The sequence below is a fragment of the Bradyrhizobium sp. SHOUNA76 genome (assembly GCF_023006445.1).
In the GTDB taxonomy this organism is placed as follows: Bacteria; Pseudomonadota; Alphaproteobacteria; order Rhizobiales; family Xanthobacteraceae; genus Bradyrhizobium.
Genome location: NZ_JALBHA010000256.1, coordinates 1 through 8,787, shown reverse-complemented (window position 1 = coordinate 8,787; position 8,787 = coordinate 1). Strand labels below are relative to the sequence as shown.

Genomic DNA, 8,787 nt, shown 5'->3' with positions numbered 1-8,787 from the left:
CGCATCGTTGCGCAGCGCAACACGGTTCAGCGCGCCGAGCGGATCGCCCGCCTCCAACGCGCGCGCCGCGGCCGTGATCAGCGACTCCATGTCAATCCCGCCACACTTGTTACTCCCGCCGCGCAACCGCTTGGTGCCAGAAATCGTTGACGGCCGACACCATGCGGCGAGGGGCGAACGGTTCCGCGTCTGCAAGACGCGGAATGGCCGCCCGGACAGGAAGTTTGGAGAACCATGATGACGTCAGCAGACAAAGCAGGGACCAACGGACAGACCGCCATGCAGACACCGCCAGTGGTGTCGTCGCAGGACTGGGAGGCGGCCCGTCAGCAACTGCTCGTGAAGGAAAAGGCGCATACTCGTGCCCGCGACGCCCTGGCGGCCGAGCGCCGGCGCATGCCCTGGATGGAAGTGACTAAAACCTATGCGTTCGAGGGGCCCGGCGGCAAGCTCAGTCTGGCTGAACTGTTCCAGGGCCGGCGGCAGCTGATCGTCTACCGCGCCTTCTTCGAGCCCGGCGTGTTCGGCTGGCCCGATCACGCCTGCCGGGGCTGCTCCATGGTGGCCGACCAGGTCGCCCATGTCGCGCATTTGAACGCCCGCGACACCACGCTCGTGTTCGCATCGCGCGCGCCGCAGGCCGACATTGCGCGGCTGAAGCAGCGGATGGGCTGGACCATGCCGTGGGTCACCGTGACCGACAGTTTCGACGCCGATTTCGGCGTCGACGAATGGCACGGCACCAACGTGTTCTACCGCGACGGGACGCACATCTTCCGTACCTATTTCGTCAAGAGCCGCGGCGACGAGCAGATGGGCGGCACCTGGAACTACCTCGACATCACGCCGCTCGGCCGGCAGGAGGTCTGGGAGGATTCGCCGCAAGGCTATCCGCAGACGCCGACCTACAAATGGTGGAACTGGCACGACAGCTACACGGAAGGCGCGGCGCCCGACAAGAAATGGGTCGAGATCTCCGACGCCGGCGAGAAGGCCTTTCGCGAGGAGGCCGCGGGAGAACGGAAATGACCTCTCCCGTCAACGCGGCTTCTGACGCCGGCGGCGATGGCGTCGTAGCCGCGCGCCACCTCGCCGGATGGCTTAGCCTGGCCGCCACGCCGACCTTCGCGATCATGGCCGTGCTAACGGCCATGATCGGCGGCGGTGGCCCGGCGGACATGCTGTGTGCCGCAGGGCACGGCTCCGTGCTCGGCGGGATGGTGCCGATGTATCTGCTGATGAGCGCGTTTCATTCGGCGGCATGGCTGCGGCTGATTGCGGAACGGCGGTGATGGCCGGCGACCTCGACACAGCCTTTTCGGGTGGGCCGTTACTGCTGCCCACCCGCCGCCTTCAGATAAGCCACCACCTTGCCTGCTTCCTCCGCCGAGACGCCGCCGTATGGCTGCATCTTGTTGCCGGACACGACTTCGTCGGGCTTGACCATGAAGCGGGTGAGCTTGTCCTGGTCCCAGACGAAGCCGGCGTCTTTCATCGATGAGGAGTAGTTGTAGTTCGGCAGCGAGCCGGCTTTGCGTCCGACGATCTTGTTGAGGTTGGGACCGAGGCGATTGTCGCCTTCCTTCACGGAATGGCAGGTGCGGCAGGAATTGTTGAAGGCCTGATGGCCTTGGTCGTCACCGGCGGGTTGTTGTGCGAGCGAGGAAGGCGCGGACAGGAGCAGCGTCAGTGCTCCGGCGCCGGCGACCGCGTGCAGCCACTGATATGGCGAGGGTTGCGGGCGTGGTAGCATTTGCGCCTCCATCAGAGAACCGCGCCGCAGCAAGCGCGCCTCGACATGTCGAGGGCAAACGAATACGGCCCCGGTGGGTTCCGGGGCCGTTTGCGTCAGAATGTCCTGTCGCGTTAGCGCGTGGCAGATCCGAGATCCGCACGGCGCTCCGTCATCGGCAGCACGATCACCTTGGTGCCGACGTTGACGCGGGAATAGAGGTCGGACACGTCGTCATTGGTCAGGCGGATGCAGCCGGAGGACACGCGCTTGCCGATGGTGTCGGGCGCATTGGTGCCGTGGATGCGGTAGATGGTGCCGCCGAGATACATGGCGCGGGCACCGAGGGGATTGCCGGGGCCGCCGGCCATGTGGCGCGGCAGATAGGGCTGGCGGGCGATCATCTCCGGCGGAGGAGTCCAGGCCGGCCACTCGGCCTTCCGGGTCACGGACTGGACGCCGGACCAGGTGAAGCCGTCGCGGCCGACACCGATGCCGTAGCGCAGCGCCTGGCCGTTCCCGAGCACATAATAGAGATAGGTGTTGGGCGTATCGATGATGATGGTGCCCGGCGCCTCGCGCGTCGCGTAGGAGACGGTCTGGCGGCGGAAGCGTGCCGGCATCTCCACGGCGTCCTGATCCTCGGACGGCTCGGTCTGATAGGTCGGTGCCTGGTAGGGCTGATACGGCTGGATCGGCTGCGGCGCGGCGAACGGCGGCAGCGGCTGGAAGAAGGGGAAGAGCTGCACGGGGGCGGCCTTTGCCGTTCCTGCGAAAGCAATTGCGGAAACCGCGACTGCGCCAAAGGCAACGGCGCGCGAAAACGTCTTGAAGGTATCCAGATTGAACATGTGATCGCCCCTGTTTGCTCGGTGTCGTTGACCACCGCGGCACCGTTTCGGTGCTCCGTTGCGTCAATCACTAACGGGGAAACGTTTCGGGACATTTGCGCGGAAAACCGAAAACGGTTTCACGGCGGCAAGGATTGTTTCATGACAGTTTCGTGGCCGCGCCGACCCGTTAACGAACAAAACGGCCCGCCGACACTTCTATGACGTCACACGCCTGAAATATCCTTCGTTGATGGTCGATGCCTGAGAATCATCAAACTCTCGGGATTTTCCCATGCGGGTATTAATCGCGACTGACGCCTGGCATCCCCAGGTCAACGGTGTGGTGCGGACGCTGACCTCGCTGGCGAATGCGGCCAAGGCCCTCGATGTCGAGATCGACTTTCTTACGCCCGATGGCTTTCCGTCCTGGCCGCTGCCGACCTATCCGGGCCTGCGCTTCGCGCTGCCGAGCAGCAAAGAGATCGCGCGCCGGATCGAGAAGGCCGCGCCCGAAGCCCTGCATATCGCAACTGAAGGGCCGATCGGCTGGGCCGCACGCGCCTATTGCCGGCGCAACCGGCTTGCCTTCACCACCTCCTACACCACGCGCTTTCCGGAATATGTTTCGGTGCGGACCGGCATCCCCGCCGCTGTCGGCTATGCCGTGCTGCGCCACTTCCACGATGCCGCCGCCATGACCATGGTGGCGACGCCCTCGCTGCGGCAGGAGCTGTTCGAGCGCGGCTTCAAGCGGCTGGGCTTCTGGACCCGCGGCGTCAATACCGAGCTGTTCCATCCCGACGCTCCGGCCAGGCTCGATCTGCCGGGTCCGATCTTCATGACCATGGGCCGCGTGGCGGTGGAGAAGAATCTCGAAGCATTCCTCTCGCTCGACCTGCCCGGCACCAAGGTCGTCGTCGGCAACGGCCCGCAGAAGGCCGCGCTCGAACGGAAATATCCCGATGCCGTCTTCCTCGGCGAGAAGAAGGGGGCCGATCTCACCGCGCATCTCGCCGCTGCCGACGTGTTCGTGTTTCCGAGCCTGACCGATACGTTCGGTGTGGTGCAGCTCGAGGCGCTCGCCTGCGGCACGCCGGTTGCGGCATTTCCCGTCACGGGGCCCAAGGACGTGATCGCCGATCATCCGATCGGCGCGATCGACCACGATCTGCGCGCCGCGTGCCTGCGCGCACTCACCATGTCGCGCCAGACCTGCCGCACCTTCGCGCTGGAGCGTTCCTGGGAAAACAGCGCGCGCCAGTTCGTCGGCAATCTCACCTCACTTCAGCCCAGCCGTGCCTTGCGCGCCTTGCCTCGGATGGCGCGGCGGCCGGTGCGCGGTTGACCTCTCCGTTTTGAACCACAGCGAGAACCTCACCGATGGCTAAGATCATGAACCTTGACGGCACTCAGCAGCTCGACCTCACCCGTGGCGCGGTCGAGCAGGCCTATGACCGCTGGGCGCCTGTCTACGACCTTGTGTTTGGTGGCGTGTTCGCCAAGGGCAGGCAGGCGGCGATCGCGGCCACCAACAAGATCGGCGGCCGGGTGCTCGAGGTCGGCGTCGGCACCGGCATCTCGCTGCCGCTCTATGCCCCGAATCTCCGTATCTTCGGCACCGACATCTCGGAAGCGATGCTGGACAAGGCGCGCCGCCGCGTTGCCGAGGGCGGGCTGAAGAACGTCGAAGGCCTCGCGGTGATGGACGCCGAGAAGCTCGAATTCTCCGACAATTCCTTCGACGTGGTGATGGCGCAATATGTCGTCACCGCGGTGCCGAACCCCGAAATGGCGCTCGACGAATTCGCCCGCGTGCTGCGCCCGGGCGGCGAGCTGATCATTCTCACCCGCGTCAGCGCGGATGCCGGCATGCGCCGCTTCATCGAGCAGAAGCTGCAGCCGGTGGTGCGCCCGCTCGGCTTCCGCACCGCCGAGTTCGCCTGGTCGCGTTATGCGAAGTGGCTGGCGGGTGCCCACGGCATCGAGCTCGCCGAGCGCCGTTTGATTCCGCCGCTCGGTCATTTCTCGCTGGTGCGCTTCCGCAAGGTCGACGTCGCCAAGGCGGCGTGACCTGAAGCTCACGCGTCGCGTGCGTCATCGCGCCGCTGCACATCGTCACATGACAAAATGATGATGTCACACGGCCTACATCGAATCCCTTTAAATCCCGTATCCGAAAGCATTTTGGGGAAGAGCATGATCAAGAATTATCTCGAGCAGCTGCGCATCCAGCGCTGGGACGACCATCGCTACTATCACCACAGCCGCATCAATCAGAGCCTGCACTTCGTCAGCGCGCTGAGCTTTCTCTTCGCCTATGTCTGGCTGTTCGTCGATCCCATGATCTCCGCGCTGGTCGGCTGGCTGGTCTCGATGACCTCGCGCCAGGCCGGTCACTTCTTCTTCGAGCCGCACGGTTATGATCACATCAACCAGGCGACGCACGAGCACAAGGAAGAGATCAAGGTCGGCTACAACCTTCAGCGCAAGGTGGTGCTGATGGCGATCTGGGCGGCATCGCCCCTGGTGCTGTTCCTCGATCCGACGCTGTTCGGCTTGTTCACGCCCTGGGCGAGCGCGACCGACTTCATGCGGCAGGTTGCCAAGATCTGGCTAGTGGTTGGCGGCGGCGGCCTCTTGTTCCGCACCGTGCATCTGTTCTTCATCCGCGACGTCGAGACCGGCCTCGTCTGGATGACCAAGATCCTGACTGATCCGTTCCACGACCTGATGCTCTATCGCAGCGCTCCGCTCGCCCTGATGCGCGGCGAGCTGATGGATCCCGGCCTGCACCTCAATCCGGAGCATACGCTAGGCCTCATCGGCGAGCCCACGCTCGAAGAGCAGCACGCCTGAGCGCGCTGGTCTCACAAGACACTCCGATGTCTGATGGTGACGTCATGCCCGGGCTTGTCCCGGGCATCCACGTGTTGGGGGCTGCGGCGGTGTTTCCTTCGCTTCTCCCCGCGTGCGGGGAGGTGGGATCGAACGCCGCCACAGACTCCGTCATTCCGGGATGGTCCGAAGGACCAGACCCGGAATCTCGAGATTCCGGGTTCGATGCTGCGCATCGCCCCGGAATGACGGTGGTGCGAGAAGGAAAAACCTCAGCGCTTGAAGCGCTTGGCCAGCATCTCTTTCAGGATCTGCCGCTTGATCTGCTTGTTGGTGAGCACGCCGTCGTGCCACCAGAAGCCGTCGGCCTTCATCTTTGCGGCGGCGCGGACGAAGCATTCGGCGACCTCGGCGAAATCGGCGTCGGTGTAGTTGAGGCTGAAGATCAGGCGGCCGGTGCCGACCCAGCTCAGCGCGAGACCCTCGGCGCGCAGGTAATATTGCAGCATCCAATTGTAGCGGGACGGGGTGGTGTATTTCACCGTCCAGATCGACGAGAAGTTGGCGAACCGCACCGGCAGCTCGGCGTCGGTCATCATCTGGTTGAGCTTTCGGACGCGGCCATTCCAGGTCTCCTCGAGACCCTCATAGACCGCGCGAAAATTCGGGCTGGCGAGGCGGCTCAAGAACTCGTCCATCGCCGTCATGACGTAGGGGTGCGAGTTGAAGGTGCCGCGGGCGAAGCAGATGTCGGCGGGACGATCGTCACGGAAGCGGCGCATCAATTCGCGTCTGCCGCAGACCACGCCGACCGGCAGGCCGCCGGCGAGGCTCTTGCCGTAAGTCACCATGTCGGCCTTGACGCCGAAATATTCCTGCGCGCCGCCGGCAGCGAGGCGGAAGCCGACGAACACCTCGTCGAAGATCAGCACAATGCCGCGCTCGGTGCAGACCTCGCGCAGCCTCGTGAGCCACTCGGTGTAAGCCGTGCGGTCAAAATTGCCGCCGCGGGAGGAATCGACCAGCGAGGAATCGCCGGGCGCGTTGGCGTTCGGATGCAGGCCCTGCAGCGGATTGACGAGCACGCAGGCGATGTCCTTGCGCGTCTTCAGCACGTGCAGCGTCTTCTCCGACATCTCGGAGAGCGTGTAGGTCTCGTGCGCGGCAATGGGATTGCCGACGCCAGGCTGCACGTCGCCCCACCAACCGTGATAGGCGCCGGCGAAACGAACCAGGTGCGTGCGTTTGGTGTGGTAGCGCGCCAGCCGCACCGCCTGCATCACGGCTTCGGTGCCGGACATGTGGAAGGAAACTTCGTCGAGGCCCGAGATCTGGCAGAGCCGCTGCACGTTATCGAGGATGACGGGATGGTAGGGGCCGAGCACAGGACCCAGCGCATGCGCTCGCTTCTCCGAGCCCTCGATGCACTCCTTGTAGAAGTCGTTGCCGAAGATGTTGACGCCGTAGGACCCGGTGAGGTCGTAGGAGGTGTTGCCGTCGACATCCGTGACGGTGACGCCGCTCGACGATTCCATGAAGGTCGAGGTGCCCAGATGCTCGCGGACGAGACGCGAGAATTGGAACGGCACGCGGTAGGTCTCGGTGAAGTGCAGGTCGGAGATCGTCTCCGCCGCTTCCTTCGTCATCGCGCGGCCCTTGGGGTAGCGCTCGGCGTAGAGAGCTGCAAGGCGGAAGAAGGCTTCCTTGCGCTGCTTCACCACGTTGTCGGGCGCGCCGTCGCAACCGAAATATTGGTCACCCGTGAATTCGTAGAACGGGAGCAGCTTTGCCACCCGCCGCGACATCTTGGAGTGCCCGGCGAGCGAGCGGTGCTTGGCGCGGGAGAGCTCGATCCGCGCCTTGAGCTTCGGAAGGACGGCGGCAGCAGACGCTGCGGCGGCCACGGACATCGAGAGAATCGGGAGTGTCGTTTCCATGACAACAAGCGCTAATACTGTGAGCTGACAGATTCATGACAGTCAAAGCCCTCATCGCCTCTTTCACCCAGCAGGAAGACCTCAACTTCCTGTTGACCAACCGCATCCCCCGCGCCGCGCTGACCCGCTTCATGGGCTGGTTCTCCAAGATCGAGAATCCGCTTGTGCGAGACTTCTCGATCTCGCTGTGGAAGCTGTTCTCCGACCTCGATTTGTCGGAGGCCCGCAAGACCCATTTTAAGAGTCTGCACGACTGCTTCACCCGGGAGCTGAAGCCGGGCCTGCGGCTGTTTGATCCGGACCCTTCCATCGTCGCCAGCCCCTCGGACGGTATCGTCGGTGCCCATGGTCGGATCGCCGACACCGAGCTGTTCCAGGTCAAGGGCGCGCCCTATTCCCTGCTCGACCTCGTCGGCGATACCGCGCTGGCGGACCAGCACCGTAACGGCTCCTTCGTCACGCTGCGGCTGACCTCCAGCATGTATCACCGCTTCCACGCGCCCTTTGACGCGCATATCGAACGCGTCACGCTGATCCATGGCGACGTCTGGAATGTCAATCCGATCGCCTTGAAGCGGGTCGAGCGTCTGTTCTGCAAGAACGAGCGTGCCGTGATCCGCACGCATCTGGCGACCGGCGAAGCGGTGACGCTGGTGCCTGTCGCGGCAATCCTGGTCGCGAGCATCCGCCTGCACTTCCTCGATATGGTGCTGAATGCGCAGACGCGCGGCCCGGTCAACTTCCCCTGCGACGTCAGCGTGACCAAGGGCGAGGAGCTTGGCTGGTTCGAGCACGGCTCGACCATCATCATCCTTGCGCCCGGCGATTTCACATTCTGCGACGGCGTCGCCGAGGGCACGCGCATTCGCGCAGGTCAAGCTCTGTTGAAAAGATTGTAGCCTTCAATCCGCCGCGCCCGCGGCCTATATCGTCCGTGGGGACGATTCTAGACCACGGATTTGGTGATGGCGCGGGCGCCGGTGATGGCGGCGGGTGGTATTGTGCTGCGGCCAGGCGCTGTGCCGCTGATCGCGGTTGTGCGCCAGCGCAAGCGCAACGAATGGGTTCTGCCCAAGGGCAAGCTCGACGACGGCGAGACGCCGAAGGAAGCCGCGCATCGCGAGGTGCTGGAGGAGACCGGCCACGATGTCGCCGTCCATGAATTCCTCGGCACGCTCGTTTACCAGTCCGGCGGGCGCTCGAAGGTCGTGCATTTCTGGCGCATGGAGGCCGAAGGCGGTCCGGTCCGCAAGCTGATGAACGACATCAAGGCGGTCGACTGGTTGACGCTGGACGATGCGATTTCGCGGCTGTCGCGCGAATATGAGCGCGCGTTCCTGACGCAGACCGGCCCGATCGCGCTCGCGGCAGCAGGACTGGCGCCTGCGTCCGCGCCGGAGGCGACGCCAGCTGTGCCCGACGACATCGATGCGGCCTTGCGGACGCTGAC

Annotated in this window: 10 protein-coding genes; 7 read left to right on the top strand and 3 right to left on the bottom strand. The window is 64.4% G+C overall.

What is annotated here, in order from left to right; genetic code table 11:
- The first annotated feature begins 234 nt into the window (after nucleotides 1-234).
- Nucleotides 235-1,029: a DUF899 domain-containing protein gene (locus MOV74_RS23215; protein ID WP_246927457.1), complete on the top strand. Its 795-nt coding sequence runs from the start codon at nucleotides 235-237 to the stop codon at nucleotides 1,027-1,029.
- Nucleotides 1,026-1,292 carry a hypothetical protein gene (locus MOV74_RS23210; RefSeq protein ID WP_246927455.1) on the top strand — a complete coding sequence of 89 codons (267 nt, stop codon included), beginning with the start codon at nucleotides 1,026-1,028 and terminating at the stop codon, nucleotides 1,290-1,292. The genes MOV74_RS23215 and MOV74_RS23210 overlap by 4 nt, the downstream gene beginning before the upstream one ends.
- 38 nt (nucleotides 1,293-1,330) lie before the next feature.
- Here MOV74_RS23210 and MOV74_RS23205 read toward each other — a convergent pair whose 3' ends face one another.
- Both MOV74_RS23205 and MOV74_RS23200 read right to left on the bottom strand, forming a co-directional pair.
- Entirely contained in the window at nucleotides 1,331-1,753 is a 423-nt protein-coding gene (locus MOV74_RS23205) for a c-type cytochrome (protein ID WP_404979161.1), read from the bottom strand.
- Between the two features lie 113 nt (nucleotides 1,754-1,866).
- On the bottom strand, nucleotides 1,867-2,583 hold the full coding sequence (locus tag MOV74_RS23200) for a L,D-transpeptidase (protein ID WP_246927453.1): 717 nt from the start codon (nucleotides 2,581-2,583) through the stop codon (nucleotides 1,867-1,869).
- A 274-nt stretch (nucleotides 2,584-2,857) separates the two neighbouring features.
- On the opposite strand from MOV74_RS23200, the gene MOV74_RS23195 reads away from it, so the two are divergent.
- From MOV74_RS23195 to MOV74_RS23185, 3 genes are all read left to right on the top strand, one after another.
- Nucleotides 2,858-3,910, top strand: coding sequence for a glycosyltransferase family 1 protein (locus tag MOV74_RS23195; RefSeq protein WP_246927446.1), 1,053 nt, complete (start codon nucleotides 2,858-2,860; stop codon nucleotides 3,908-3,910).
- A 35-nt stretch (nucleotides 3,911-3,945) separates the two neighbouring features.
- Nucleotides 3,946-4,635 (top strand): methyltransferase domain-containing protein, encoded by a 690-nt coding sequence (locus tag MOV74_RS23190; protein ID WP_246927444.1) that lies wholly within the window; start codon nucleotides 3,946-3,948, stop codon nucleotides 4,633-4,635.
- Nucleotides 4,636-4,761: 126 nt separating this feature from the next.
- Nucleotides 4,762-5,421, top strand: a complete 660-nt coding sequence (locus MOV74_RS23185) for a hypothetical protein (protein ID WP_246927436.1) — start codon at nucleotides 4,762-4,764, stop codon at nucleotides 5,419-5,421.
- Nucleotides 5,422-5,672: 251 nt separating this feature from the next.
- Here the strand turns inward: MOV74_RS23185 and MOV74_RS23180 are convergent, their stop codons facing one another.
- Nucleotides 5,673-7,337, bottom strand: coding sequence for an aminotransferase class III-fold pyridoxal phosphate-dependent enzyme (locus tag MOV74_RS23180; RefSeq protein WP_246927434.1), 1,665 nt, complete (start codon nucleotides 7,335-7,337; stop codon nucleotides 5,673-5,675).
- 35 nt (nucleotides 7,338-7,372) lie between these two features.
- On the opposite strand from MOV74_RS23180, the gene asd reads away from it, so the two are divergent.
- On the top strand, nucleotides 7,373-8,236 hold the full coding sequence (gene asd, locus MOV74_RS23175; protein ID WP_246927432.1) for an archaetidylserine decarboxylase: 864 nt from the start codon (nucleotides 7,373-7,375) through the stop codon (nucleotides 8,234-8,236).
- A 66-nt stretch (nucleotides 8,237-8,302) separates the two neighbouring features.
- On the top strand, nucleotides 8,303-8,787 hold a 485-nt coding region (locus tag MOV74_RS23170; RefSeq protein ID WP_246927421.1), incomplete at its 3' end, for an NUDIX hydrolase.

What these genes read in the sequence shown, in the direction of transcription:
- asd (WP_246927432.1), top strand. Translation starts at nt 7,373, where the DNA reads ATGACAGTCAAAGCCCTCATCGCCTCTTTCACCCAGCAGGAAGACCTC.
- MOV74_RS23195 (WP_246927446.1), top strand. Translation starts at nt 2,858, where the DNA reads ATGCGGGTATTAATCGCGACTGACGCCTGGCATCCCCAGGTCAACGGT.
- MOV74_RS23190 (WP_246927444.1), top strand. Translation starts at nt 3,946, where the DNA reads ATGGCTAAGATCATGAACCTTGACGGCACTCAGCAGCTCGACCTCACC.
- MOV74_RS23215 (WP_246927457.1), top strand. Translation starts at nt 235, where the DNA reads ATGATGACGTCAGCAGACAAAGCAGGGACCAACGGACAGACCGCCATG.
- MOV74_RS23210 (WP_246927455.1), top strand. Translation starts at nt 1,026, where the DNA reads ATGACCTCTCCCGTCAACGCGGCTTCTGACGCCGGCGGCGATGGCGTC.
- MOV74_RS23180 (WP_246927434.1), bottom strand. Translation starts at nt 7,337, where the DNA reads ATGGAAACGACACTCCCGATTCTCTCGATGTCCGTGGCCGCCGCAGCG.
- MOV74_RS23200 (WP_246927453.1), bottom strand. Translation starts at nt 2,583, where the DNA reads ATGTTCAATCTGGATACCTTCAAGACGTTTTCGCGCGCCGTTGCCTTT.
- MOV74_RS23185 (WP_246927436.1), top strand. Translation starts at nt 4,762, where the DNA reads ATGATCAAGAATTATCTCGAGCAGCTGCGCATCCAGCGCTGGGACGAC.
- MOV74_RS23205 (WP_404979161.1), bottom strand. Translation starts at nt 1,753, where the DNA reads ATGCTACCACGCCCGCAACCCTCGCCATATCAGTGGCTGCACGCGGTC.